The organism is Halopseudomonas xiamenensis, from assembly GCF_014219065.1.
GTDB lineage: Bacteria > Pseudomonadota > Gammaproteobacteria > Pseudomonadales > Pseudomonadaceae > Halopseudomonas > Halopseudomonas xiamenensis.
On sequence record NZ_JACLGO010000027.1, the window covers coordinates 13,254 to 39,050 of the forward strand.

At 62.6% G+C, this 25,797-nt stretch carries 24 protein-coding genes and 5 tRNA genes; 17 read left to right on the top strand and 12 right to left on the bottom strand.

What is annotated here, in order from left to right:
- The first annotated feature begins 1 nt into the window (after position 1).
- The 6 genes from H6X51_RS15910 (at position 2) to arcC (ending at position 7,363) form a co-directional block, all read left to right on the top strand.
- Positions 2-1,132 carry an ABC transporter permease gene (locus H6X51_RS15910; RefSeq protein WP_185268459.1) on the top strand — a complete coding sequence of 377 codons (1,131 nt, stop codon included), beginning with the start codon at positions 2-4 and terminating at the stop codon, positions 1,130-1,132.
- 48 nt (positions 1,133-1,180) lie between these two features.
- Positions 1,181-2,539 carry an MBL fold metallo-hydrolase RNA specificity domain-containing protein gene (locus tag H6X51_RS15915; RefSeq protein WP_185268460.1) on the top strand — a complete coding sequence of 453 codons (1,359 nt, stop codon included), beginning with the start codon at positions 1,181-1,183 and terminating at the stop codon, positions 2,537-2,539.
- Between the two features lie 167 nt (positions 2,540-2,706).
- Entirely contained in the window at positions 2,707-4,152 is a 1,446-nt protein-coding gene (locus H6X51_RS15920; RefSeq protein WP_185268461.1) for a YfcC family protein, read from the top strand.
- Between the two features lie 24 nt (positions 4,153-4,176).
- The gene (locus tag H6X51_RS15925) at positions 4,177-5,406 is read left to right on the top strand and encodes an arginine deiminase (protein WP_185268462.1); all 1,230 of its coding nucleotides are present in this window, start codon (positions 4,177-4,179) and stop codon (positions 5,404-5,406) included.
- Positions 5,407-5,421: 15 nt separating this feature from the next.
- A complete protein-coding gene (locus tag H6X51_RS15930) occupies positions 5,422-6,423 on the top strand; it encodes an ornithine carbamoyltransferase (protein ID WP_185268463.1) in 1,002 nt (333 codons plus the stop codon).
- 1 nt (position 6,424) lies between these two features.
- On the top strand, positions 6,425-7,363 hold the full coding sequence (arcC, locus tag H6X51_RS15935; protein WP_185268464.1) for a carbamate kinase: 939 nt from the start codon (positions 6,425-6,427) through the stop codon (positions 7,361-7,363).
- A gap of 96 nt (positions 7,364-7,459) precedes the next feature.
- On the opposite strand, the gene H6X51_RS15940 is transcribed toward arcC, so the two are convergent.
- The 5 genes from H6X51_RS15940 to H6X51_RS15955 form a co-directional block, all read right to left on the bottom strand.
- Positions 7,460-7,535 (bottom strand) — tRNA-Gly (locus H6X51_RS15940).
- Positions 7,536-7,551: 16 nt separating this feature from the next.
- Positions 7,552-7,627: transfer RNA gene (locus H6X51_RS15945), tRNA-Glu, on the bottom strand.
- Positions 7,628-7,852: 225 nt separating this feature from the next.
- Positions 7,853-8,401 carry a cysteine hydrolase family protein gene (locus H6X51_RS15950; protein WP_185268465.1) on the bottom strand — a complete coding sequence of 183 codons (549 nt, stop codon included), beginning with the start codon at positions 8,399-8,401 and terminating at the stop codon, positions 7,853-7,855.
- 143 nt (positions 8,402-8,544) lie between these two features.
- Positions 8,545-8,820: a helix-turn-helix domain-containing protein gene (locus tag H6X51_RS20370; RefSeq protein ID WP_328795700.1), complete on the bottom strand. Its 276-nt coding sequence runs from the start codon at positions 8,818-8,820 to the stop codon at positions 8,545-8,547.
- Between the two features lie 18 nt (positions 8,821-8,838).
- Entirely contained in the window at positions 8,839-9,522 is a 684-nt protein-coding gene (locus H6X51_RS15955; protein WP_328795701.1) for a GlxA family transcriptional regulator, read from the bottom strand.
- Positions 9,523-9,614: 92 nt separating this feature from the next.
- Here H6X51_RS15955 and H6X51_RS15960 point away from each other — a divergent pair, with 92 nt between their 5' ends.
- Positions 9,615-10,373: a hypothetical protein gene (locus H6X51_RS15960; RefSeq protein WP_185268466.1), complete on the top strand. Its 759-nt coding sequence runs from the start codon at positions 9,615-9,617 to the stop codon at positions 10,371-10,373.
- A gap of 23 nt (positions 10,374-10,396) precedes the next feature.
- A complete protein-coding gene (locus H6X51_RS15965) occupies positions 10,397-11,056 on the top strand; it encodes a glutathione S-transferase family protein (RefSeq protein ID WP_185268467.1) in 660 nt (219 codons plus the stop codon).
- Positions 11,057-11,290: 234 nt separating this feature from the next.
- Here H6X51_RS15965 and H6X51_RS15970 read toward each other — a convergent pair whose 3' ends face one another.
- The 5 genes from H6X51_RS15970 to H6X51_RS15990 form a co-directional block, all read right to left on the bottom strand.
- Entirely contained in the window at positions 11,291-12,244 is a 954-nt protein-coding gene (locus H6X51_RS15970) for a PA2778 family cysteine peptidase (protein ID WP_407925979.1), read from the bottom strand.
- Between the two features lie 3 nt (positions 12,245-12,247).
- A complete protein-coding gene (locus tag H6X51_RS15975; RefSeq protein WP_185268469.1) occupies positions 12,248-12,661 on the bottom strand; it encodes a PA2779 family protein in 414 nt (137 codons plus the stop codon).
- 104 nt (positions 12,662-12,765) lie between these two features.
- Entirely contained in the window at positions 12,766-14,049 is a 1,284-nt protein-coding gene (locus H6X51_RS15980; RefSeq protein WP_185268470.1) for an NAD(P)/FAD-dependent oxidoreductase, read from the bottom strand.
- Positions 14,050-14,204: 155 nt separating this feature from the next.
- Positions 14,205-15,746, bottom strand: coding sequence for an MDR family MFS transporter (locus H6X51_RS15985; RefSeq protein ID WP_185268471.1), 1,542 nt, complete (start codon positions 15,744-15,746; stop codon positions 14,205-14,207).
- The gene (locus tag H6X51_RS15990; protein ID WP_185268472.1) at positions 15,739-16,770 is read right to left on the bottom strand and encodes an HlyD family secretion protein; all 1,032 of its coding nucleotides are present in this window, start codon (positions 16,768-16,770) and stop codon (positions 15,739-15,741) included. The genes H6X51_RS15985 and H6X51_RS15990 overlap by 8 nt, the downstream gene beginning before the upstream one ends.
- 102 nt (positions 16,771-16,872) lie before the next feature.
- On the opposite strand from H6X51_RS15990, the gene H6X51_RS15995 reads away from it, so the two are divergent.
- From H6X51_RS15995 to H6X51_RS16015, 5 genes are all read left to right on the top strand, one after another.
- Positions 16,873-17,802, top strand: coding sequence for a LysR family transcriptional regulator (locus H6X51_RS15995; protein WP_185268473.1), 930 nt, complete (start codon positions 16,873-16,875; stop codon positions 17,800-17,802).
- Positions 17,803-17,845: 43 nt separating this feature from the next.
- A complete protein-coding gene (gene gltX, locus H6X51_RS16000; RefSeq protein WP_185268474.1) occupies positions 17,846-19,333 on the top strand; it encodes a glutamate--tRNA ligase in 1,488 nt (495 codons plus the stop codon).
- 82 nt (positions 19,334-19,415) lie between these two features.
- Positions 19,416-19,491: transfer RNA gene (locus H6X51_RS16005), tRNA-Ala, on the top strand.
- 105 nt (positions 19,492-19,596) lie between these two features.
- A tRNA-Glu gene (locus H6X51_RS16010) sits at positions 19,597-19,672 on the top strand.
- A 39-nt stretch (positions 19,673-19,711) separates the two neighbouring features.
- Positions 19,712-19,787, top strand: a tRNA-Ala gene (locus tag H6X51_RS16015).
- 55 nt (positions 19,788-19,842) lie between these two features.
- Here the strand turns inward: H6X51_RS16015 and H6X51_RS16020 are convergent.
- A complete protein-coding gene (locus H6X51_RS16020; protein WP_185268475.1) occupies positions 19,843-20,412 on the bottom strand; it encodes a TetR/AcrR family transcriptional regulator in 570 nt (189 codons plus the stop codon).
- Between the two features lie 60 nt (positions 20,413-20,472).
- Between H6X51_RS16020 and H6X51_RS16025 the strand changes: the two genes are divergently transcribed.
- Together H6X51_RS16025 and H6X51_RS16030 are read left to right on the top strand one after the other, a co-directional pair.
- The gene (locus H6X51_RS16025) at positions 20,473-20,991 is read left to right on the top strand and encodes a DoxX family protein (RefSeq protein ID WP_185268476.1); all 519 of its coding nucleotides are present in this window, start codon (positions 20,473-20,475) and stop codon (positions 20,989-20,991) included.
- Positions 20,984-22,396 (top strand): carotenoid oxygenase family protein, encoded by a 1,413-nt coding sequence (locus H6X51_RS16030; RefSeq protein ID WP_185268477.1) that lies wholly within the window; start codon positions 20,984-20,986, stop codon positions 22,394-22,396. The genes H6X51_RS16025 and H6X51_RS16030 overlap by 8 nt, the downstream gene beginning before the upstream one ends.
- Before the next feature lie 64 nt (positions 22,397-22,460).
- On the opposite strand, the gene H6X51_RS16035 is transcribed toward H6X51_RS16030, so the two are convergent.
- Positions 22,461-23,582 carry a helix-turn-helix transcriptional regulator gene (locus H6X51_RS16035; protein WP_185268478.1) on the bottom strand — a complete coding sequence of 374 codons (1,122 nt, stop codon included), beginning with the start codon at positions 23,580-23,582 and terminating at the stop codon, positions 22,461-22,463.
- A gap of 211 nt (positions 23,583-23,793) precedes the next feature.
- On the opposite strand from H6X51_RS16035, the gene H6X51_RS16040 reads away from it, so the two are divergent.
- Entirely contained in the window at positions 23,794-25,233 is a 1,440-nt protein-coding gene (locus tag H6X51_RS16040; RefSeq protein ID WP_185268479.1) for a thioredoxin family protein, read from the top strand.
- The gene (locus H6X51_RS20375; RefSeq protein WP_328795705.1) at positions 25,230-25,769 is read left to right on the top strand and encodes a UGSC family (seleno)protein; all 540 of its coding nucleotides are present in this window, start codon (positions 25,230-25,232) and stop codon (positions 25,767-25,769) included. Before H6X51_RS16040 ends, H6X51_RS20375 begins: the two co-directional genes overlap by 4 nt.
- The last annotated feature ends 28 nt before the right edge of the window (positions 25,770-25,797 follow it).

Here is a 25,797-nt window from a genome sequence, read left to right on the forward strand (position 1 = left end):
GATGAACGGCCGATCCCTGCTCAATATCTATCGCCTGGGCGTCAAGGAGCTCTGGAGCCTGTGGCGCGACCCGACCATGCTGGTGCTGATCGTCTACGTGTTCACCGTGGGCGTGTATACCGCGGCCAACGCCATGCCGGAAACCCTGAACCGGGCGCCGATCGCCATTGTCGACGAGGACGATTCGGCACTGTCGCGGCAGATCGTCTCGGCCTTCTACCCGCCGTATTTCACCACACCGCAGATGATCAGCATGGCGCAGATGGACAGCGGCATGGACGCGGGTCTCTATACCTTCGCCTTGTACATTCCCCAGGGCTTCCAGCGCGACGTGCTGGCCAACCGGGCTCCGGACCTGCAGCTCAACGTGGACGCCACGCGCATGAGCCAGGCGTTCACCGGCAGTGGTGCGGTGCAGCAGATAGTGACCGATGAAATCACCGAGTTCGTCCAGCGCCAGCGCGGCAGCGCACAGCCGCCGATCGAGCTGGTACTGCGTGCGCGCTTCAACCCGGGCCTGGAGAAGGCCTGGTTCGGCAGCCTGATGCAGGTGGTCAACTACATCACCATGCTGTCGATCATCCTTACCGGTGCGGCGCTGATCCGTGAGCGCGAGCATGGCACTATCGAGCATCTGCTGGTGATGCCGGTCACACCCACCGAAATCATGCTCGGCAAGGTCTGGTCCATGGGGCTGGTGGTGCTGGTCGTCGCCGCGCTGTCGCTGAACCTGGTGGTGCGCGGGGTGCTGGGCGTGCCGGTGGATGGTTCGCTGCCACTGTTCTTCACCGGTGCCGCGCTGTGCCTGTTCGCAACCACCTCGATGGGCATCTTCCTCGCTACCCTGGCGCGCAACATGCCCCAGTTCGGCATGCTGATGATGCTCACCATCATGCCGTTGCAGATGCTCTCCGGCGGCACCACGCCGCGCGAAAGCATGCCGCAGCTGGTGCAGACCATCATGCTGGCGGCGCCGACCACGCACTTTGTCGAGGTGGGCCAGGCGATCCTCTACCGCGGTGCCGGCCTGGACGTGGTATGGAAGCCCTTCCTGGCGCTGGCGGTGATGGGTTGTGTGATGTTTGGCGGCGCACTGCTACGCTTTCGTAAGGCCCTCGGCGGTATGGCCTGAGCCCCTGTCCGGGCACCGGCCGGCCGCTGACATACAAGGACAGCTGACATGCTTACATTGACCTGCCTCGGCGGCGCCGGCACCGTGACCGGTTCCAAGCACCTGCTGACCCATGGCGACACCCGTATCCTCATCGATTGCGGTCTGTTCCAGGGTCTGAAGAACCTGCGCGAGCTGAACTGGCAGCGCCTGGTGGTGGCGCCGGACACTATCGATGCGGTGGTGCTCACCCATGCCCACCTGGACCACTGTGGCTACCTGCCGCGCCTGGTGCTGGATGGCTTCACGGGGTCTATCTACGCCACCGAATCGACCCGCGATGTAGCCGAACTGATCCTGCTCGACAGTGCCTGGCTACAGGAAAAGGACGCCGAGTTCGCCAACCGCAAGGGCTTCAGCAAGCACAAGCCGGCCTTGCCGCTGTACCGGGTGGTGGATGCCGAGCGTACGCTCAAGCAGTTCAAACGGGTGCCCTGGCACCGCGAGGTGGAGCTGCCTGGTGGCGCTAGGCTGCAGATGCGCCGCGCCGGACATATCCTCGGTGCTGCCACCGTACAGATCGATATCGCCGGCAAGCGGGTGGTGTTTTCCGGCGACCTGGGGCGTTATGGGGATATGGTCATGTTCGACCCCGAGCCGGTGGCCGAGGCGGACTACATCGTCATCGAGTCGACCTATGGCAACCGTCGACACGACAAGTCGGACCCGCTTGAGGCCCTGGCCCAGGTGATCGAGCGCACCGTGCAGCGCGGCGGCACAGTGGTGATACCGGCCTTTGCCGTGGGCCGGGCCCAGGCGCTGATCTATGACCTGTGGCTGTTGCGCCAGGCCGGACGCCTGAACAACGTGCCGATCTATCTCGACAGCCCCATGGCCACCAGCGCCACCGAGATGCTGTGCCGGCACAATGCAGACCATCGGCTGACCGCCGAGGAGTGCGCCGCCGCCTGCTCGGCGGTCAACTATATCCGCGATGTGGAGGAGTCCAAGGCGTTGTCCGCCAGTCGCTATCCCAAGGTGATCATCTCCGCCAGCGGCATGGCCACCGGTGGTCGGGTACTGCACCACATCGCCGCCTTTGCCGGCGACCACCGCAACACCCTGCTGTTTTCCGGCTTCCAGGCCGCCGGCACCCGGGGGCGCAAGCTGCTGGAAGGCGCGCGGGAAGTGAAGATCTACGGCCACTGGATGCCGGTGAATGCCGAGGTAACCGAACTGCCCATGCTCTCGGCGCATGCCGACAGCGATGAACTCATACATTGGCTCTCCGGCTTCCAGCGGCCGCCGCAGCATGTGTTCATCGTCCATGGCGAGCCGGAGGCATCCGAAGCCCTGCGTGAGCGTATCCTGCGTGAGCTGGGCTGGGAGGCATCGGTACCGCTGCAGAACCAGGAGATCCATCTGTAAGCCCGTCCAGCGGGCAGCTGTTTCTTCTCCCTCTTGATCCATGTCAGTTCCTCCGGACGTTACCTGGCCTACTCTGCTGGAGCGATGAAGGCAGGTTTCTGAACTGACTGGCATGCATCCCCCCGGCTTCGTAGCCTGCGCGAGGCCCGAGGGCAGGAGAGACTGCTATGACTGAAGAAAACAAGGCCGCGCAGAATCCGGAAGATGATCTGGCGACCCGGTTCCCCACGGCCTACACCATCCTGTTGTTGCTGATAGTTCTGGTGGCTGCACTGACCTGGATCATTCCGGCGGGTCAGTACGAGCGCAGCATGAACGAGGAGATCGGGCGCGAAGTAGCCGTACCGGGAACCTATCAGGTAGTCGAAGCCAACCCGCAGGGCTTCACTGACATCATGCTGGCGCCTACGACCGGCTTCTACGACCCCGACAGCTACGTTGCCAATGCCATCGATGTGGCGTTGTTCGTCCTGTTCCTGGGTGGCTTTCTCGGTGTGGTGAATGCCACCGGGGCAATCGATACCGGTATCCGCAGCGTCATGCAGCGCCTGGAAGGGCGAGAGATCTGGATGATCCCGATCCTGATGACGCTGTTCGCCCTCGGCGGCACGACCTATGGCATGGCCGAGGAAACGCTGGCCTTCTATGCCATTCTGGTGCCGATCATGATCGCAGCGGGCTACGATGCGGTGACCGGGGTGGCGGTGATTCTGATCGGTGCCGGTATCGGCGTGCTGGGCTCGACCATCAACCCGTTCGCCACCGTCATCGCCTCCAATGCTGCGGATATTCCCTTTACCGATGGCATGCTGCTGCGGCTGGTGCTGCTGATTGGCGGGCTGGTCATCTGCGCGGCCTATGTGATGCGTTATGCCCGGCGGGTCAAGGCAGACCCCGCGCGTTCGGTCGTGGCCAGGCAGCGTGAAGCCCATCGCAAGCTATTTCTGCAGGTGGAGGCTGAGCATGGCGACATCGCCCTGAGCCTGACGCAGAAACTGGTGCTGCTGATCTTCGCGGTGACCTTCGTGGTCATGATCTGGGGCGTGTCCTCCCAGGACTGGTGGATGGACAAGATGGGGGCGCTGTTCCTCGGAGCTGCGATCGTGGTCGGCCTGGTTGCCCGGCTCGGCGAGAAGAGGCTGACCGGCAGCTTCGTCGACGGCGCCCGCGATCTGCTGGGAGTGGCCCTGGTGGTGGGGCTGGCGCGGGGCATCGTGGTCATCATGGAGCAGGGGATGATCGCCGACTCGATCCTGCATGGCGCCGAAACCACCCTGGGCGACCTGTCGGAACTGGCGTTCATCAACCTGATGTTCTGGATCGAGGTGGGCATGAGCTTCTTCGTGCCATCCTCATCCGGTCTCGCGGTACTGTCGATGCCGATCCTGGCGCCGTTGGCGGACTTTGCCGATGTCAGCCGCGACCTGGTGGTGACTGCCTATCAATCGGCCAACGGCCTGGTCAACCTGATCAACCCGACCTTTGCCGTGGTCGTCGGTGGTCTGGCCATAGGCCGCGTCTCCTATGATCGCTGGCTGGTGTTCATCTGGCCGCTGCTACTGATACTGACGCTGTTCATCACACTGGTGATCAGCATTGGAGCCTTCCTGTAACCCACTGGCAACAGAGGATTCATCATGACTGAACATGCTCTTGGCGTTCACTCCGAAACCGGTATCCTGCGGCAGGTCATCGTCTGCCGCCCCGGCCTGGCCCATCGCCGACTGACGCCGACCAATTGCGATGCGCTGTTGTTCGATGACGTATTCTGGGTCAAGCAGGCGCAGAAGGACCATGATGTGTTCGCCGAGCTGATGCGGGCGCGTGGCGTGGAGGTGCTCGACGTCAATCAGCTGCTGGCCGACACCCTGGATATCGACGAAGCGCGCAGCTGGCTGCTCGATCGACGGATCACCTGGGACCATATCGGTGTCGGTATGGTCTCCGACCTGCGGGCCTGGATGGATGAGTTGCCGGGTCAGACCCTGGCGGAATTTCTCATCGGCGGATTGCAGGTGAGTGACCTGCCGTTCAATCCAACTGGCCTGTTCGGTAACCACCTGGGGCCGTCCGGCTTCGTCCTGCCACCGCTGCCGAACTTCCTTTTCACCCGCGACAACAGCGCCTGGATTTACGATGGCGTCACCCTGAACCCCATGTACTGGAGCGCACGCAAGCCTGAAACCCTGCTGATGGCCACGGTCTATCGCTTCCATCCACTGTTTGCCGGCAAGGTTGACGTGCTCTGGGGGGACCCGCTCAGGGACCACGCCCTGGCCACGCTGGAAGGTGGCGACATCATGCCGGTCGGCAACGGGGCGGTGCTGGTGGGCATGGGCGAGCGCTCATCGCCTCAGGCGATCGGGCAACTGGCCAATGCTCTGTTCCAGCGCGGCACCGTCGATCGTGTGGTTGCCTGCCAGATTCCCAAGACCCGCTCCGCCATGCATCTGGATACCGTCTTCACCTTCTGTGGCGGCAATGTGGTAACCACCTTCAAGGAAGTGGCCGATCAGATGGTCTGTTACGACCTGCGCCCCGGCACCGGCGGCAAGCACCTGTCGTTCCGCCAGGACCCGCGTCCGTTGTTCGACGTGGTGGCTGACGTGCTCGGCTATGATTCCCTGGTCGTGGTGCCTACCGGCGGGGATACCCCCGCAGAGCGCGAACGTGAACAGTGGAATGATGGCAACAACGTACTGGCGCTGAGCCCGGGCGTGGTGATTGGCTATGATCGTAACGACGACACCAACGCGGCGCTGGAAATGGCGGGTATCGAAGTGCTGAAAATACCCGGCGCCGAACTGGGCCGGGGCCGAGGTGGTGGTCGTTGCATGAGCTGCCCGACCATCCGGGATGCGATCTGACGGGAAGGTACGAAGATGGCTTTCAATCTGAAGAATCGACACTTTCTCACCCTGCGGGACTTCACGCCGCGTGAAATCAGTTTTCTGCTCAAGCTGGCCAGCGACCTGAAGGCAGCCAAGTATGCGGGCACCGAAGTGCCGCTGCTGCGGGGCAAGGATATAGCGCTGATCTTCGAGAAGGATTCCACCCGCACCCGGGTCGGGTTCGAGGTGGCAGCCTTCGATCAGGGCGCACGGGTCACCTATCTGGGGCCCAGCGGAACGCATATCGGCCACAAGGAATCGGTCAAGGACACCGCCAGGGTCCTTGGCCGGGTATATGACGCCATCGAATATCGCGGCTTCGGCCAGGCGGTGGTCGAGGAGTTGGCGCAATATGCGGGTGTACCGGTCTACAACGGCCTGACCGATGAATTCCACCCCACCCAGGTACTCGCCGATCTGCTCACCATGCAGGAGCATGTGGACAAGCCGCTGCGTGAAGTGGCCTATGTGTTTATCGGCGATGCCGCCAACAACATGGGCGACAGCCTGCTGATTGGCGGCGCCAAGATGGGCATGGACGTGCGTCTCTGTGCCCCCAGGGCCTGCTGGCCGAGCGAGGCCGTCCGGCAGGAAGCGCAACGGATCGCCGAGACCAGCGGCGCCCGCATCATGATCACCGAGGATATCGACAGCGCTGTTGCCGGGGTGGATTTCGTCTATACCGATGTCTGGCTGTCCATGGGTGAGCCCGAGGAAAAGTGGGCGCAGCGGATCAAACTGCTGTTGCCCTACCAAGTCAATGCCGAGCTGATGGCCCTGACCGGTAACCCGCGGGTGCGCTTCATGCACTGTCTGCCCGCCTTTCACAATACCGAAACCAGCATCGGCAGAGAGATCCAGCAGAAGTTCGGAATCGATGCCATGGAGGTCACCGAGGAGGTGTTCGAGGGCCCGGCCAGCATCGTCTTCGATCAGGCGGAAAACCGCATGCACACCATCAAGGCGGTACTCGTCGCCACCCTGGGAGGCTGACATGCTGATCGTCGTTGCCCTGGGCGGTAATGCCCTGTTGAAGCGCGGTGAACCGCTGACCGCCAGCGTCCAGCGCGCCAATGTGCGGATAGCCGCCCAATCCCTGGCCGCCCTGGTGCGTGCCGGTCATGATCTGGTGGTCACCCACGGCAATGGACCGCAAGTGGGGTTGCTGGCCCTGCAGGGAGCCAGCTACAGGCCGGATGAGGCCTATCCCCTGGATGTGCTGGGGGCGGAAACCGAAGGGATGATCGGCTACATCATCGAACAGGAACTGGAAAATGCCCTGGAGCACGACCGACCGGTGGCAACCTTGCTGACCCAGGTGGTGGTGGACCGGCATGACCCGGCGTTCGCCAACCCGACCAAGTTCGTCGGGCCGGTGTACCAGCGGGCTGAGGCCGAAGACCGAGCCCGGGCCGCCGGCTGGCATATCGCCGCCGACGGCGACAGATGGCGCAGGGTAGTACCCTCGCCGCGGCCACTGGAAATTCCGGATATGCGGGTGATCAGGCTGCTGCTGGACCAGGGGGTGATCGTCATCTGCGCGGGCGGAGGCGGGATACCGGTAGTGCGGCTGGAGGATGGCAGTACGTTGGGGGTCGAGGCGGTGATCGACAAGGATGCCGCCAGCGCCTTGCTGGCGCGCGAACTCAAGGCCGATGCCCTGTTGCTGTTGACGGATGTCGATGCGGTGTACCGGGATTTCGGTTCGGACAGCGCCGCAGCGATACCAAGCCTGAGCCTGGAGCAGGCGCGTGCCCTCGACCTGCCTGCCGGCTCCATGGGCCCCAAGATGAGAGCCGCCATCGAGTTCGCCGAAGGGGGTGGGATCAGTGGTATTGGCAGATTGGAGGATGCACTGGCGATCTTGCAGGGCAGGGCGGGGACGCGTGTGTTGAGGGAGCAGGATGCCACGGACGGCAGAGAGGTGGACTGAGCGTCAGGCTAGGATATTGGCTCGGCGGTTGCAAACAGTATGCGCAAAATGCGAAAAACAAAAAGCCCAGACCGAAGTCTGGGCTTTTTGTTTATTTGGAGCGGGAAACGAGGCTCGAACTCGCGACCTCAACCTTGGCAAGGTTGCGCTCTACCAACTGAGCTATTCCCGCAAATCTGACGCCGAAGTGGCGTCCCCTAGGGGACTCGAACCCCTGTTACCGCCGTGAAAGGGCGGTGTCCTAGGCCACTAGACGAAGGGGACATATCCGGACTTCACAGTGCCGAGGTGTTAACCCTGGCTACTTGCCGCTTACTTCGTGTTGCGTTGTTCGCTGCAAGTGGCGCGCATTTTAGGCATGGTCCTGGGAAGCGTCAACCCCTCAAGCCAATCTTTTTTCAGGTTTTTTTCGTGCGCCCCGAATTCCGTGGCCTGCATGGCTGACGCTCCGTCAACGGCTCTGCGCCCAGCTCAGTACACCTTTGCCGATCAGGCCGAGAGATAGTCCTCTGTGGACTTCACCGTACCGTAGCCGAACTCGAAAGCCGCCATCATCGCCGCGTGTACCTGGGCGGCGGGCACGTTCACGCCGTTGAAGGCGAGGTCGAGGGTGGCGCAGGCATCATGCAGCACCGTTACCGGGTATTCCATGTCGGCTGCGGCGCGTACCACGGCATCGATGCACATATGACTCATGGCACCGACCACCACGACTTCCTCGACTCCCTGGGCATCGAGTTGCTGCTTGAGGTCCGTGCCGCGGAACGAGTTGATGTGATTCTTGACGATGACCGCTTCGCCGGCTGCCGGTGCGACAGCTGGCTGGATCTCAACGCCATCCGTCCCCGGCACAAATACCGGTGCTTCCCCATTGGTGAATTCGTGGCGGATATGGAATACCGGAATGCCTTTGTTGCGGGCATCCTCGATCACTCGGGCGGCATTGGCCGCCGCTGCCTCGATGCCCGATAGCGGCAGTTTGCCGGTGGGCAGGTATTCGTTCTGCAGATCGACAACGATCAGGCCGCGTTTTTTCATGGTTTCTGTCTCCTGGTTCATGGCGAAGGCGAGCCGATATGGTCGCCCGCAAACGGGGGAAGGGGGAGTGGCGCTATCGACAATATCGGGGTCAATATCGACATTGGCGCCCGTTGGTCGGCAAGCGCCGCTAATCCCGGCGATCAGTAGGTGGGTTGCTGCCCTGCGCTGAAGCGGCGCCGGTATTCGCTCGGCGATAGCCCCACGATGCGCGTGAAGACTTTCCTGAATGCGCTGGGATCGCTGTAGCCGACTTCCCAGGCCACCCGGTCGATTGATGCGTTGCCGAACTGCAACAGCTCCCGCGCCCTGCCTGTCCGCAGGCGCTGACAATATTCGGTGGTGGTGAGGCCGGTGGCCTTCTGGAAGCGGCGCAGGAAGGTACGTTGCTCCAGCCCGGCTTGCGCTGCGAGCGTCACCAGCGATACGTCCTGTGCCTAGGTCGCCTGTAGCCAATGCTGCACCTTGAGTACGGCCGTATCCCCATGGGTCAGGCGCGGGGAGAAAACCGTGTAGTGGCGCTGCTCGCGGCCGGCCGGATCGACCAGTAGCATGCGCGCGGTGCCGATCATGGCCGACGGGCCGAGCAGGCGATCCACCAGCCGCAGGCCCAGGTCGGTCCAGGCCATGAGGCCACCGGCGGTGATGATATCCCCGTCGTCGATGAGCAATTGATCGGCATCCACGGCCACCTCGGCAAAGCGCTGCTGCAGCAACTCGGCATGCGACCAGTGGGTAGTCATTCGCCGGCCCGCCAGCAGGCCGGTGGCCGCCAGCAGGAAGGCGCCTGCGCATACCGAGGTCAGTACCACTCCCTGGGCATGGCGCTCGCGCAGCCAGGCTGCCAGCGGGGCAGCTGCATCCACTCCGATCGGCTCGTTCAGGCTGGGTGGGAGGACCAGTGCCGCGAGCGTTCCCGGGGGTGTGCCGGGGTAACTGTCGAATACGCAATCGGGGGCGTGTCCCGCTTTTTCCTGTTGCCAGTGGGTTACCCGCAAGACCGGCTCTGCGGCCTCCGTGTGCTGGGCCACGAACTGGTTCGCGACCGTGAACAGGTCAGTCAGTCCGAGGATGGCAGCCTGCTGCGCACCGGGGTAGATTACCAATCCGATCTCGATCATCCTGCTACTCCACTGTGTTGTAAGCGGGTTCATTGTGTCGCCATCGCTAATATGGCATAACGACATACATTCTTGCCGATGGAGAGTTTCCCGTGTCCCCCATGCTTATTGCGATCCTGGTTGTCGGCGGTCTGGCGATAGTGATCGGTATCGGCTTTCTCAGCCAGGCCGTGGAGCGTTCGCGTCTGCAGCGCGCCCGGGCGGTAGCCGAGTTGCAGGCGCGCTGGAACCATTGCAACGGCATCAGCGCAGGGTTGCCGGGCCAGTTCATGTCCGCCGAGCTGAAGATGCTGCTGTTGCAGCTCGAAGCCAGTCTACTGGAGCGCCTGCTCAAGCAGGATGGCAAGCAGGCACGTTATGCCAGCCAGCTGGCCGAGGTGCGCGAGCAACTGGGCAAGGGCGAGCCGCGTATCGACAATGCGCCGCTGGTGATCGGTAACGAGGCCAGTGCGCAGGTGGCCCGGCAGCAGTTGGGTGACCTGCTCCGTCTGCTGGAGCAGGCGCGGCGCGAAGGTAGTATCGATGATGCGGTATTCCAGCGCTGGAACCAGGAACTGGGCCAGCACCTGCTGCAGACCACCCTGAGCATGTACCAGGCGCTGGCCAACCAGGCGATGCAGGCCGGCAAGCCGCGTGTCGCCAAGCTGCAGTATGAACGGGCACTGGCCTACCTGGCCAAGCAGCAGCATCCCGCCGGCGTCAGCCAGGTCGCGGTGTTCCGCCAGTTGATGCTGCAGGCGGAGCAGGCCGCGCTGCATATGGAACAGGCCGGCACGGCATTGAGCGAGGGAGTGCAGGCGCTGGAGGAGGATGACCAAGCATGGAAGAAGAAAGCGTTGTACGATGACTGACTTCTCAATCTGGAGCCCGTCGCATGTCCCTGATCCTCTACGGGGCGATTCTCTCGCCCTTCGTCCGCAAGATCCGTATTCAGCTGGCCGAGCAGCAGATCGCCCATGAGCTGGTGACCCAGCCGCCGTTCAACCAGCCCGACTGGTACTACGAGATCAGCCCGCTGGGGCGTATTCCGGCGCTGCGCGATGGGGATCTCGGCCTGGCCGATTCCAGTGTCATTGGCCAGTACCTGCAGGATACGCGGGGTGGGGCGGCGTTGTACGGTGAGACTCCACAGCAGGCCGCACGGGTACGCTGGCTGGAGAAGTATGCCGATTACGAGCTGGGTGCGCTGGCGACCCTGGTGGTATTTCGCAACCGCATTGTCCGGCCGGTTATGGGCGAGTCCTGTGACGAAGCCGCCATCCAGCAGGCACTGGAGGTGGGGCTGCCACCGCTGTTCGATTACCTGGAAACCCAGCTTGGCGATCAGCGCTATTTCCTGGGCGAGCATTTCAGCATGGCCGATATCGCGGTGTGCTGCCAGTTGATCAACCTGGCCCATGCCGGCGAGCTGATCGATGAAATGACCTGGCCTGGCCTGTCCTCGCTACTCAGCCGGGTTACCGCACGCAGCAGCGTCAGCAGCCTGCTGCCGGCCGAGCATCAGTTGGTAGCGAAGATGACCGGGCGGGTGTAACCGCTCCGGGCTATCAGAGTTTCCGGTGTGCTTTTCGGGGTGTGGCGCGCCTGCGCCACGCCTGCTCCGGATGATGCTGGAGCCTGTCGTCGAGCGGGCGCTCGACAACCCTGGGGTGGCATCAGAGTCTCCGGTGTGCTTTTCGGGGTGTAGCGCGCCTGCGCTACGCCGGCTCTGGATGATGCTGGAACCTGTCGTCGAGCGGGCGTTCGACAACCCTGGGGCGGCAGATGTTCATTGCTTCTGGGTGGCACTGCTGCAGGAGTGGGGCGGGGTGGTGCCGAGGGTGTTGCAGGCAGCTGGCTTGTCCGCTTGCTCGCTGCACTGGCGGGCGGCCTGGGCCTGTTTGCTGCAGCCGAGCATGTCCAGGCCGGTCGCCAGATTGGTCCAGCCCGGCTGGAAGTCGGGGAAGTCATTGACCAGTTGCTGGAACTGCTCGAGGGCGGTCTGGCGTTCATTTTTTGCCCAATAGGTATTGCCCAGACCCAGGCGCGCCGCCGGCTGTTCCGGCCACTGCTCTGTGGCGCTCTGGTAGGCGCGCAGGGCGCTGTCCAGGCGGCCGGTCTGCTCCAGGTCGCTGGCTGCCTTGAGATAGCTCAGTGGCTGGGCGGTGGCCGGTAACTGGCCCGGTGGCAATACCACCCTGGCCCAGCGGTCGGCGCGTTGCCAGGTGCGCATGAACACTGTGAATGGCTCGCGCTGGGCCTGGTTCAGGCCGCTGTGCAGGATCATCTCCTGCGCCGGCAGGTCATAGCCGATGACCACCGCGTAATGCCATTGTGGATACCAGTCGAAGGCCAGGTTCTGCATGACCAGCACCGGGTTGCCGGCGTTCACCTCGGCGAGAATCGCCTCCAGCTTTCTTTCCAGCGGGTAGACCAGCAGGTCGCGCTCGCGGGCGGCCGAGACCATTTCCACCTGCAGGGTGCCCTTGCGTTCAGGCAGGTAGATGCGGTCCTTCAGGGCATCCGGCGTGGCGGCCACATCGCGGTGATTGAGGACCATGGCCAGCGAGGCAGGGCCGCACTGGTAGGCGTCCTGGGCGTGGAAAGGCACCTCGTCGAGGATGACCCGCTCGGGCAGGTGGCTCAGGGTGGATGGCTCGGGCAGCACCGGAGCGCGCCCGGCGCAGGCTGACAGCAGGGCTGTCAGTCCGAGCAGGGCGGCAAGCCGCAACAAGGCAGGCACTGCTTAGCGGTTGATACAGTTGACGAAGCGGAAGATGTTGGTGGCGCAGAGCATGTCGGTGATGATGAAGATCACCAGGAACAGCACGATGACACCGAGCACGCCGGCACCGGCCGGGGCTTCATCCAGCTGGCTGTTGAAGTAGGCCAGTTCTTCTGCGGTCAGGCTGTTGATGCGTTGTTCAACCTGCTCGGGAGCGACGCCCATGCTGGCCAGCTTGTCCTGCACCGCTTCATCATCCAGCATCGCCTTGAGCTGGTCACGATCGACACTCAGTTGTTCCTGCGCTATCACCTCATGGGTACCAACCATTGCAGCCTGGGTGGCCTGGGCGTGCAGGCTGGCCATGCTGGTGAGCATGAATAGTGCGGCCATGAGGATGGATACATAGCGCCGGGCAGTGGATGTATGGTTCATGGGACTACTCCTTGTTTCGAGTCGGGGGCTTTGGTTTTTTGCTGCTTATCGACACTTCTTGTGACACGCAAAGCCGGGGCCGGTTCCTGTCATTGTCACCCGGGCTACCAGCCCAGGCGATCGCGCAACTGGTAGTACCAGGCGCCCAGGGCGGTCATGGGCACCCGCAGCAGCCTGCCGCCAGGGAAGGGATAGTGAGGTAGCTCGGCGAAGGCATCGAAGCGCTCGGCCTGCCCGCGAATGGCCTCGGCGAGCACCTTGCCGGCGACGTGCGTATAGGTCACGCCATGGCCGCTGCAGCCCTGCGAATAGAAGATATTGCTGCCCAGCCGGCCCATCTGCGGCAGACGCGACAGGGTCAGCAGGAAGTTGCCGGTCCAGGCATAGTCGAACTTCACCCCGCTCAGCTGGGGAAAGGTGCGCACCAGGTTCGGCCGGATCATCGCCTCGATGTTGGCCGGATCGCGTGCGCCATAGACCACGCCGCCACCGAAGATCAGGCGCCTGTCGGCGGACAGCCGATAGTAGTCGAGCAGGTAGTTGCAGTCCTCGACGCAATAATCCTGCGGTAGCAGTCGCTGGGCCAGTTCCGGCTCCAGCGGCTCGGTGGCGATTACCTGGGTGCCGCAGGGCATGGATTTGGCCGCCAGCGGTGGCAGCAGGTCGCCCAGATAGGCGTTGCCGGCCACCACGATGAAGCGCGCACTGACCTGGCCTTGTTCGGTATAAACAACAGGTGTTGGGCCCTGCTGCACCCGCAGCACTGCCGATTGCTCATAAATGATGCCGCCCAGGGACTCCACCGCCGCGGCCTCACCGAGTACCAGGTTGAGCGGGTGGATATGCCCGCCGCTCATGTCCAGCATGCCGCCGATATAGCGTTCGGTGTCCACCACGCCGCGGATCGCCTGGGCATCGAGCAGTTGCAGTTGGGTATGCCCGTAGCGTTCCCAGAGCTGCTTCTGCTGTTCAAGGTGGGCGAGTTGCCGGTGATTCAGTGCGGCGAATACGCCGCCGTCCTTGAGGTCGCAGTCGATGGCGTAACGCTGGACCCGCTCGCGTATGATGCGCCCACCCTCGAAGGCCATTTCGCCCAGCAGTCGTGCCTGTTGCGGTCCGACCTGCTTCTCGATTACGTCCAGGTCCCGGCTGTAGCTGTTGACGATCTGCCCACCGTTGCGTCCCGAGGCGCCAAAGCCGACCTTGGCCGCTTCCAGTACGGTAACCCGGAAGCCATGTTCGAGCAGGAACAGCGCCGTGGAGATACCGGTATAGCCGGCGCCGATCACGCACACATCGGTTTCATGGGCACCCTGCAGGGGTGGGCGTTCCGGCGTTGGCATGGCGGAGGCGGCGTAGTAGGAAGGCGGGTAGGGCGTATGGTTCATGCTGCGCACCTTGTTTGATATTTTTTACGTGTTCGATGCTACCGGTTCAAACGGGGGAACACCAGAGTCGTCGAGCGGGCGCTCGACACGGGCGCGAGGTTGGGATGTAGCGCGCCTGCGCTACGCCATCCGGGGCTGCTGGGTGGATAGGTCGGTCAAGTCTGCCCCGGCGCCTTCGGCAGCGGGCGGGTCAGGAGGATGCATACCACCGAGCAGGCGAGCATGATGCCGATCATGTGGAAGGCATCGTTGTAGGCCATGATCTGCGCCTGCTGGCGTACCTGCGTGTCGAGCATGCGCAGGGCCGCTTCGGCGCTGCCCAGTTGTTCACCGAGCAGTTGCAGCCGCTCGGTGGCGGCGGCGTTGCCGACACTGACATGGCTGCGCAGGATGTCGAAATAGTACGCCGCGCGGCTGTCGAGGATGGTGGCCAGGGCGGCGATGCCGATGGCGCCACCCAGGTTGCGCAGGATGTTGTACAGGCTGGAGGCGGAGCCTGCCTGGGAGGGCGGGATCATGGCGGTGGCGATGATCGACAGCGGCACCATGATCATGGGCTGGCCGCAGGCCCGCAGAATCTGGATGCCGATCAGCTGGTCACCGGCAAAATCCAGGTTGAGCGAGCCGGTGAGGAAGCTGCCCAGGCCGAACAGCGCAAGGCCGCTGGCGCAGATCAGCCGCGCGTCGACAAAGCGCATCAGGATCGGCACCAGGGGGATCAGCAACAGCTGGGGCAGGCCCATCCACATGATCACCTGGCCGATCTGCAGTGCGTTGTAGCCCTGGATCTGCGCCAGGTACAGCGGCAGGATGAAGATGGTGCCGTACAGCCCCACGCCCAGGCCGATATTGGCCAGGCTGCCGAGCAGGAAGTTGCGCTGCTTGAGCAGACGCAGGTTGACCAGGTGGTTGTCGCGTGACAATTGCAGGATCACGAAACACACCAGGCTGACGAAGGCGAGGCTGGCCAGCGTCACCATCCAGGATGATTCCAGCCAGTCCTCGCGGTGGCCCTCTTCGAGGAATACCTGCAGGCAGCCCAGACCGATGGCCATGGTCAGGATGCCGGCGTAGTCACCCTTTTTCAGCAGCTCCCAACGCGGCTCGCTCTTGTCCAGGCCATACAGCAGGCCGAAGGTCATCAGGGCGCCGGGGACGATGTTGATGTAGAAGATATATTCCCAGCCGTAGTTCTCGGTCAGCCAGCCGCCGAGGGTAGGGCCGATGGAGGGGGCGAAGGTAGCGGTGATGGCGAACAGCGCCATGCCCTTGGGGCGTACATTCAGCGGCAGCTTGGTCAGCACCAGCGAGAAGGCGAAGGGAATCAGCGCACCCCCGGCCAGGCCCTGCAGCACCCGGAAGACGATCATGCTTTCCAGGTTCCAGGCCATCGAGCAGAGCAGCGAAGCCATCACGAACAGGGCCGAGATGCTCACCGCGAAGCGCCGCGGTGAGAGGATCATGGCCAGCCAGGCGGCCAGCGGAATGATGATGATCTCGGCGACCAGGTAGGAGGTGGAGATCCAGGAGCCTTCCTCGATGGTGGCCGACAGCGCGCCCTGGATATCCTTCAACGACGAGTTGATGATCTGGATGTCCAGGATCGCCATGAAGGCGCCGAGAATGGCGCTGAGAATGGCAATCCAGTCACGGCGGGTCGGAGGCGGGATGTACTGCGCTTGTGCCGTTTCAGTCACGCAGGTCGACCTTGACGCTCACCGACATGCCCGGGCGCACCTTCTGGCTCAGCGGATGATCGTTGTCGATGCGGATTTTCACCGGAATCCGCTGCACCACCTTGGTGAAGTTGCCGGTGGCATTGTCCGGTGGCAACAGGCTGAACTGCGCGCCGGAGGCGGGGAACAGGCTGTCGATGGTGCCCTGCACCGGCTGGTCGTCGAAGGCGTCGAAGAGCAGGGTGGTGCTCTGGCCCTGGCGCATGCGCTTGATCTGGGTTTCCTTGAAGTTGGCCTGCACCCACAGATCCCTGCCGGGCACTATGGCCAGCAGATGATCGCCGGGCTGTACGTTCATGCCGATGCGCACGCTGCGCTGGCCGACCCGCCCTGGCACGGGCGCGCGGATCTCGCTGCGCGACAGGTCCAGTTCGGCCTTGGCCACCTCGCTCTGTGCCGCCTGGATCAGGGCGGCCAGCCGGTCGATATCCGCGCCCAGGGTATCCTTGCTCAAGACCTGGGTCTGCAGCTCGGCCTCGGCGCCGCGCACCTGGGCCTTGGCCACATCCAGCTGGGCGCGAAAGTTGCTCAGTTGTTCCTCGGAGGCGTAGCCGGACTGGCGCAGCGGCAGGATGCGCTTGATATCCAGCTCGATACGGCGTTGCTCGGCCTTGCGCGCCTCGACGGCGGCGCGGGCCGCTTCGATCAGGCTGCCCTGGCGCACCAGCTGGGCGCGGGCCTGCAGGTGTTCGGCCTCGCGGGTCGCCAGGTTGGCACGGGTCTGCGCCAGTGCGGTGCTGAAGTCCCGGTCGTCCAGGCGTACCAGCAGATCCCCGGCTTCCACGCTCTGGTTGTCGGTGACCAGTACCTCGGTGATCTGCGCGGCGAGCTGGCTGCTGACGCGGGTGATGTCGCCGTGCACATAGGCGTTGTCCGTCTTTTCGTAATGCCGACCGATCAACCACCAGTGGCTGAGGAAGGCGGCGATGACCAGGGCTACCAGAAGCAGGAAAACGAACAGACGAGTGCGGACCCGGGCCGACATGCTTTACCCCTTTTTGTATTGTATGCGCCACTCTACCACTGTTCCGCGCTGGCCCAATGGCGCTAGAATCTGGAAACTTTGTTGCATTACAGGAACAGTGTGATGGGATTGGACGACGCCCTGATATTCACCCGGGTCGTGGAGTGTCATAGTTTTACCAGTGCCGCGCTGACGTTGGGCATGCAGAAATCCACCGTCAGCCGTCGTATCGCGCAGTTGGAGGAGCGTCTTGGCGTGCGCCTGCTCAACCGCACCACGCGCAAGCTGCGCCTGACCGAGGTGGGGCAGGCCTACTACGAGCGTTGCCGGCAGATCATGCAGGAGTTCGCCGAGGCCGAGCAGGCTATCATGCAGTTGCAGCGCGAGCCTACCGGCCTGCTGCGCATCAGCTCGCCGATCGAGTTCGGCCAGCTGTTTCTCGGTGGCGTGGTGGGCGATTTCATGCGGCTGTATCCGGCGATTCAGGTCGAGGTCGAGTTGACCACCCGGGTGGTCGATCCGGTCGAGGAGGGGGTGGACATCGTCATCCACCGCGGCCGGCCGCAGGACTCGAGCCTGGTGGCGCGATCGATGATGCACAGCCCGCGGCAGCTGTTCGCCAGTCCCGCCTATCTGGCCGAGCATGGTGTGCCGCAGCGGCCGGAAGACCTGCTGCAGCACCGCTGCATCCATACGCTGATGGATGACGGGCGCAAATGGCATTTCCTGGAGCCGGCGGTCAGCGTCGCAATCAGCCCGGTGCTGACCATCAACAACATCACCTTTGCCCGGGAGGCGGCCCTGGCCGGCGCCGGGGTGATCAATGTACCGGCGTTCATTGCCGAGCCCTTTGTCGAGCAGGGCCTGTTGAGTCGTGTGCTGGAACACTGCGTGTTGCCCTCCACCGAACTCTATGCGCTGTATCCGTCCCGGCGCTTCCAGGCGATGAAGGTGAAGGCCTTTATCGACTACATGATTGAGCAGCTGCGTGAGCGGCTGAATGTCGGGGTGGAGGAGCATGATGATCCACTGGTAAAATTGCCTTCTACCTGAGCTACTTACTGGCCCGCTGGGGCCGCTGTTATCGAGATATTCCATGACCGTGCGTACCCGTATTGCTCCGTCCCCCACCGGAGATCCCCATGTAGGCACCGCCTATATTGCCCTGTTCAACCAGTGCTTCGCCCGCCAGCATGGCGGCAAGTTCATTCTGCGCATCGAGGATACCGATCAGGTGCGCTCCAGTGCCGAATCGGAACAGCAGATCCTCGACTCGCTTCGCTGGCTGGGGCTGGACTGGGACGAGGGCCCGGATGTCGGCGGCCCCCATGGCCCCTATCGGCAGAGCGAGCGCAGCGCGATCTACCATGAGCACAGCGAACAGCTGATCGCCAAGGGCCATGCGTTCCGCTGCTTCTGCAGCGCCGAGCGCCTGGACCAACTGCGTGCCGAGCAGATGGCCAACAAGCAGACACCCGGCTATGACGGTCACTGCCTGCATCTGAGCGAGGCGGAAGTGACCCAGCGCGTTGCCGCTGGTGAACCCCATGTGGTGCGCATGAAGGTGCCTGATGTCGGCGTGTGCAAGGTGCAGGACATGCTGCGCGGCGAGATCGAGATCCCCTGGGAGCAGGTCGACATGCAGGTGCTGATGAAAGCCGATGGCCTGCCTACCTACCACCTGGCCAACGTGGTGGATGACCACCTGATGCAGATCACCCATGTGCTGCGCGGCGAGGAGTGGATCAACTCGGCGCCCAAGCACATCCTGCTGTACCGCTACTTCGGCTGGGACATGCCGCAGCTGTGCCATATGCCGCTGCTGCGCAACCCGGACAAGAGCAAGCTGTCCAAGCGCAAGAACCCGACCAGTATCATCTTCTACCAGCGCATGGGCTACCTGCCGCAGGCGCTGCTCAACTACCTGGGGCGCATGGGCTGGTCGATGCCGGACGAGCGCGAGAAGTTTTCCCTGGCCGAGATGGTCGAGCACTTCGATATCCAGCGCGTGTCCCTGGGGGGGCCGATTTTCGATGTGGAAAAACTCGCCTGGCTGAACGGGCAGTGGATTCGTGACCTGCCGGAGCAAGCCTTTGTCGACGCGGTGCAGCAATGGGCACTCAACAGCAACTACCTGCGACCGCTGGTGCCACTGGTGCAGAGCCGGGTGGAAACCTTCAGCGAACTGGTACCGCTGGCCGGGTTCTTCCTGACCGGCCGGGTCCACCTGGACGTGGCCCAGTTTGCGCACAAGAAGCTGTCCCAGGACGAGGTGCGCCAGGTATTGCAGCTGCTGCTGTGGAAGCTGGAAGCGCTGCGCCAGTGGGACAAGGATGGCATCACCGCCAACATCCAGCAGGTGGCCGAAGGCATGCAGCTCAAGCTGCGCGACCTGATGCCGCTGTTGTTCGTGGCCATCACCGGCCAGGCCAGTTCGGTCTCGGTACTCGACGCCATGGCGCACCTGGGGCCGGACCTGACCCGCTTCCGTCTGCGCCAGGCCCTGGAATTGCTGGGCGGGGCGTCGAAGAAGGAGGTCAAGGCCTGGGAAAAGCTGCTGGCCGATTTTGCCAGCGCCCAGTAATTTGCCCTTAAGTTGCTGTTTTACGTAATTTTCTGTTGACAGCTTCGGGCCATGGACCTAATATGCGCCCCGTCCAGAAGACGGGGCTATAGCTCAGCTGGGAGAGCGCCTGCATGGCATGCAGGAGGTCTGCGGTTCGATCCCGCATAGCTCCACCAATTTTTTGGTCATCGCTTGTCGGTGACCTGTTTTACACTAGCCGATATGCTTTACTGCATATCAGGTGATGAAACGATACCAGCATCGTTTCGAGAAGGGTTTGCGTCCCCTTCGTCTAGTGGCCTAGGACACCGCCCTTTCACGGCGGTAACAGGGGTTCGAGTCCCCTAGGGGACGCCATTCTTTACCGGCACTTCGGTGTCGGGGTCGCAAGACCACGGGGCTATAGCTCAGCTGGGAGAGCGCCTGCATGGCATGCAGGAGGTCAGCGGTTCGATCCCGCTTAGCTCCACCATTTCCAAGGGCCGACACTTGTTGTCGGCCCTTTTTTTATCCGCAATTCCCCGGTATCAGTCACTCACCATGTGCAGATGCCCAAGCACGGATTCGACCAGCGCTCCAAGCTGGTCCGGCTTCATCAACTCCTCTGGAAGCAACCGGTCGATCAGCAGCTGGGACAACCCATGGACCAGGGCCCAGGCGGCGAGTGTGCCGCTCTGCTCCTGATCGGTAGTGGCAGTCTGGCTCCGCAGCAGCCCGAAAGCAGCACCGGCTGCATCAGCCAACAGCCCGGGCTTTTTCCGGTCCAGTTCGGGGCTGAACATCAGCTTGTAAAGCGACGGATTGCCAATGGCAAAGCTGATATAGGCCTGCCCCATCTCCATGAGGGTGCCATCCTTTCCCTCTTCTGCGCGCAGGCGCCTGGCCAGCTCGTTAAAGCCGTCTGCCGCCAACGCCATCAATAACGTCTCCCGGTTGTCGAAGTGCCGGTAGGGCGCGGCATGGGACACTCCGACGCGACGCGCCAGCTCGCGCAGACTCACGGCGCTTGCACCATTCTGTTCAAGGGCTTCCCGGGCTGCGTTCAATAGCGCCCCGCGCAGGTCGCCATGGTGGTAATCAGATTCTTTGGTTTTCAATGTTGACGGTGCCTACTTTGAGGTTCAATGTTTATGGTGTCTACATTACCGGAGGCGGCCATGATTTTCTTCCTTTCTTTACTCGTTCTCACTGGACTCGCCTGGCTGGCTGGCCGTATGGGCGTGACCTCTCTGCGTGAAGGGCGCGCGTGCATGAGAGTGGCGCTAACAGTGGCATTGGTGTTTTTTGGCGCAGACCATCTGCTCACCCCGCAGCGCTACCTGCCCATGATTGAAAGCTGGATGCCCTGGGCAAGTACCGTTGTGGCGCTGACCGGCATCTGCGAAATCGCCGGCGGTTTGGGGTTGTTGGTGCCCAGGCTACGGCGACTGGCGGGTGCGCTGCTGGCGGTGTACTTCATTGCGGTGTTCCCGGCCAATGTGCATAACGCCTTGCAGGGTTTGAGCGTGGACGGCTTGCCTGTCAGCGCGTGGTACTACTGGGTACGGCTTGGATTTCAGCCATTGGCAGTCTGGTGGGCGTTATTCAGCGCAGGTCTAGTGCGCAGGCCCTTCACTGGCGGGTCGGATATCAGCTTGCGCCCGGCACGCATGCATGGGAGACACGATAATGGTTAATAACGGAAGTGCGCTTGGATTCACAACTCTGGGTCAGGAGTTGACGGAAGTCGAACTGCATCAGCGCGGCCAGGTGCCTGAGTGGCTTGAGGGTGACCTGTTGCGTACCGGGCCGGCACAGTTTGAGGTAGGCAAAGCGTCTTATCAGCACTGGTTCGACGGTCTTGCGATGCTGTACCGGTTCCATTTTCAGCAAGGGCGTGTGGTCTACTCCAATCGCTATTTGCAAAGCGATGCCTACTTGAAGGCTAAAGCCGCCGGAGCACCCAGCAGTCCTGAGTTCGCCACCAACCCGCTGCCGACTCTGCTACAGAGATTGCGGCTCGTCGCGCGAGCGGGTTCAGGCAACAACGCCAACGTCAACACCAGCAGGATCGGCACCCACACTGTGGCATTAACGGAGACACCCCAGCCAGTGGCCTTCGATCCGGCCAGCCTGGCCACCCTGGACAGCCGCACGCTGCTGCCATCGCTACCGGGGCAGGTCACCACGGCCCATCCGCACTTTGATGCGCGTCGCCAGTGCCAGTACAACTACCTGTTGGAGTTCGGGCGGGTAAGCAAGTACCGCCTCTACCGCATTGATGCCGGCACAACACAAGCGCAACTGGTGGCCACGCTCGACACGCAGCGCCCGGCCTACATGCACTCATTCGGTATGAGTGAGCGTTATCTGGTGCTGACCGAGTTCCCGCTGGTCACCAACCCCTTGCGCTTCCTGCTCGGGAATCGGCCGTTTATCCAAAATTACCGCTGGGAGCCAGAGCGGGGCACCCTGTTCCATGTGATCGACAAGGACACTGGTCAGATCATGAAAACCGCCCGGGCAGAACCGTTCTTTGCATTTCACCACGTCAATGCCTTCGAACGGGACGGGAAGCTCTGCGTAGATATCATCGCCTTTCCCGATCCTTCGGTGATCGACGAGCTATATCTGGAGCACCTCAGATCCGAGGCACCCACGAAGGCAGCGGGAAAGCTAACCCGCTTCACCGTTGACCTGGATGGCGATGACGCGGTGGTATCACAAACACTGGCGGACGCCGCACTGGAGTTGCCCCGCTTTGATTACCGTCGCCGTGCAGGACAACCTTACCGCTACGTGTACGCAGCGGGGACAAGCCCCAAAGCGGCATTCATGGATACGTTGATTCGGATTGACCTCGAGACAGGGAAGGAGACAGCCTGGCATGAGGCGAGCTGCTACCCAGGCGAGCCGGTATTCGTACCCAGGCCCGAAGCCCAGGGCGAAGACGACGGCGTCATTCTGTCCGTGGTGCTGGACGCCAAGGTCGGTCGATCATTTCTTATCGTTCTGGACGCGGCAAATTGGAGTGAGCAGGCACGGCTCGAGGTGCCACATCCGGTGCCGTTCGGTTTCCATGGCAACTTCTTTAAGGGCTAAGACCTTGTTGAAAAAATCGGACAGATTTATCTAATGATTGGGTACTCCACCGCCACGGCCGGGACTATTGCAGCGGCCGCAGCCGGGCGACCAGCTCTCCCTGGCGGTTGATGCCCATCTTTTCGTAGATGCTCTTGATCTGGCTGCGAATGGTTGCCACCGACACTTCTCGTGCCTCGGCGATGGTTTCGGGCTTCTGCCCATTGGCCAGTTGCATGGCGATCTGTGCTTCGGCATCGGTCAGCAGGAAGGCCGCCTTCAGCGCGGCAATCAGCTGCTGGTCGTCCCGCTTGGCGCCACGCGCCAGTACCAGTGCCCTGGGGGTGAAGCTGAAGGTGAAGGGTCTGGCCGGCAGCGAAATCACATCAACGATGATGGTGTCGGGTGTCTTGTCGCCCCGCAGCGAACGAATGAACAGGCTCTTCATCAAGGGTGGGCCTGGGCGCCGCAGACCGGCAATCGCCGCTCGGATGGTTTGGTCCAGCGCCAGGCTGTCCTGGGGCAGTTCGGCTGCCAGGCAGTTGAGTTGCAGCTTGAGAAAGCGTCCGCTGCTGAGCAGGTCCTCGGCCTGGGGTGTCATGGCCATTACCTGTCCCACATGGTCACAGGCGAATGCCGCCAGAGACATGGCCTCCATGGCGCCGGTAAGCAGGTTGGCGATATTGCCTTCGAGCAGCATCTGGGTACGCACCGCGCTGCGCACATGGGGGGCCAGGGAGGCGAAAACCTGCTTCTGCTCGTTGGTGATATGCCCGTCCCTGCTGCTGCGTGATACCGCCAGCCCGATCAGGGAGTCCGTTCCAGCGATCAAGGTGCTCAAGCAGCAGTAGGGAACGTCCCAGTGTCTGCTCCACTTGTAATGCTCGTTGGTTTTGATCTGCTCTGGCGTAATGAAATCCGCCTCGGCTATTACTCGCCCCGTCCCGGCCGCCATGCCAGCGCGCACCCGTGGATTCAGTTCGGGACTGGAGAAGCCCAGTTCATCGAACTCGGTGGCTATCTCGGGATTTATGGTCCAGGTGTTGAAAGGTGTAGTGATACTGGTTCCGATGCCGATCAACTGGCCACCTTCCGAACCTGTGGCCTGGGCGAACAGCTCAAGGGCCTGATACCAGCCATCCCCATTCAATGCTGCGTCGGTAAAGCTATCGGCAACCCGAACCCACTGATCATCCGCGTCGAGCATTCTTGTTTTTCTCGGTCAAGCCCAGTCGGCAGGCCTGTAGCGGGCCTGACTGTTTCGGTCACGATAATGCCTCGATAATGGCCTTTGGGAAAGAGGCGGGGAATGTTCCATCAATCATCTCGCCTATGATGCCAGTCCAGGTTCGACAACCCGTGTCGGCCTGCTTATGCTGTTCTCTCGATAACCCATAAGACCCGCAAAAGGGCTGCCGATGAAAACTGCCTTGCCAGATGGCCTGATCGTTGTGGCCAAAGCTGATTGCCCCACCTGCCGGTTGGCCGAGCCACTGCTCGCTGAGCTGAACGCGCAAGCCGGGCCTCTGACGGTCTATGTGCAGGACTCCACGGAGTATGCTGCCGACCTGCCTGGCACCTTGTACGACAAGACTCTGGAACACTCCTACCGCCTGGGTATCGAATTCGTACCGACGCTGATCCGTGTCGAGAATGGCGTCGAGGTGCAGCGCACCTACGGCTGGCACAAGGAGGATTGGCGGCAGATATCCGGGCTGGCTGCGTTGGGTGAGGACTTGCCGGTGATGCGCCCCGGCTGCGGATCGAAGACGCTGGAGCCGGGGATTGCCGAGGAACTGGAGCTGGCATTCGGGGATATTCGGCTGCAGTCCCGCGAGATCGATTTTTCCGCCGTCGATGATCCCTTCGAGGCCTGCTTCGAACGTGGCTGGAGCGACGGCTTGCCGGTGGTGCCACCGACGCCGGTGCGGGTGCTGCGCATGCTCAAGGGTACCCGGCGCAAGCCGGATGAGGTGGTTGGCCTGATGCCGCCGGACCTGGTGCCCTGCACGGTGGAGAAGGTGGCGATCAATGCGGTGATGGCAGGCTGCAAACCTGAATATATGCCGGTGCTGCTGGCGGCGCTGGAGGCGGCCCTGACCGACGAGTTCGGCCTGCACGGGCTGATCTGCACCACCATGTTCGGCAGCCCGCTGATTATCGTCAACGGCCCGGCAGCCAGGGCGGTCGGCATGAACTCGGGCGTCAACGCGTTGGGGCAGGGTAATCGCGCCAATGCCACCATTGGCCGGGCTTTGCAGCTGATCATTCGCAATGTCGGCGGTGGCCGCCCCGGCGAGATCGATCGTGCCACGCTGGGTAACCCCGGCAAATACAGTTTCTGCTTTGCCGAAGCCGAGGACAGCGAATGGCTGCCACTGGCGCAGGAGCGGGGTATAGAAGCTGGGCGTTCGGCGGTGACGCTGTTTCCCGGCGAGGGGGTACAGGGCATCATCGACCAGAAATCCCGCGATCCCGAGTCCCTGGCACGCTCCTTCGCCCTGTCACTGCGCGCCGTCGATCATGCCAAGCTGGCCATGGCGGGGGATGCGGTGCTGGTGGTATCGCCCGAGCATGCGCGGGTCTTTATCGACGCAGGCTGGTCCAAGCAGCGGCTGCGTGAAGAACTGGACCGGCTGCTGCTGGCGCCCGGCAAGGAGTTGGTCGCCGGTGCCGGGGGTATTACCGAGGGAATTCCCGAACGTTTCAAGGACATGCAGGTACCCAAGTTTCGTCCTGGTGGCCTGCTGATCGTCCGGGCTGGCGGTACCGCCGGTCTGTTTTCTGCCATCATCGCCGGCTGGGCTGCGTCTGGCCCGGTCGGCTCGTCTGCGGTAACACGTGAGGTGAACACATGAACGAGAACAGGGTACTGGACCCGACGGCGGAGCAAGCGCCGGCCCAGCGGGCGCGTCTGCCCCGGCCGACGTCGATAGAGGGCAAGGTGGTCGGCCTGCTGGATATATCCAAGCCGCGTGGCGATGTCTTCCTCGACCGTATCGAGGAACAGCTGGCTGCCATGGGTATCCAGGTCAAGCGTTACGCCAAGCCGACCTTCACCCGGATCGCTCCGACCGAACTCAAGCAGCGGATGGCCGCCGAGGTCGATCTGCTGGTGGAAGGGCTGGCCGACTGAGGGTCTTGCACGTCGTGCTGTATGCATGACATAGCAGACCTGGAGTCGCGTCAGGTTCCGGGTGTTGGAGTTGCCTCCAGCGAATTCATCGAGGCTGCGGCGTTGCAGTCGCGGGCGCTGGGTTTCGACCCGGCAATGGTCTTCGTGCCGCATCCGATTCAGGATCGTACCGATGAGGAAATGCGTGCCCTGGCCGATGCCGCCCTGCCGGATATCCTGCGCTTGCTCTGCGCAGAGGAGGGTGATGCCGCCGAGTGAGCATGCCGAGGGTTTGCGGCAACCGGGT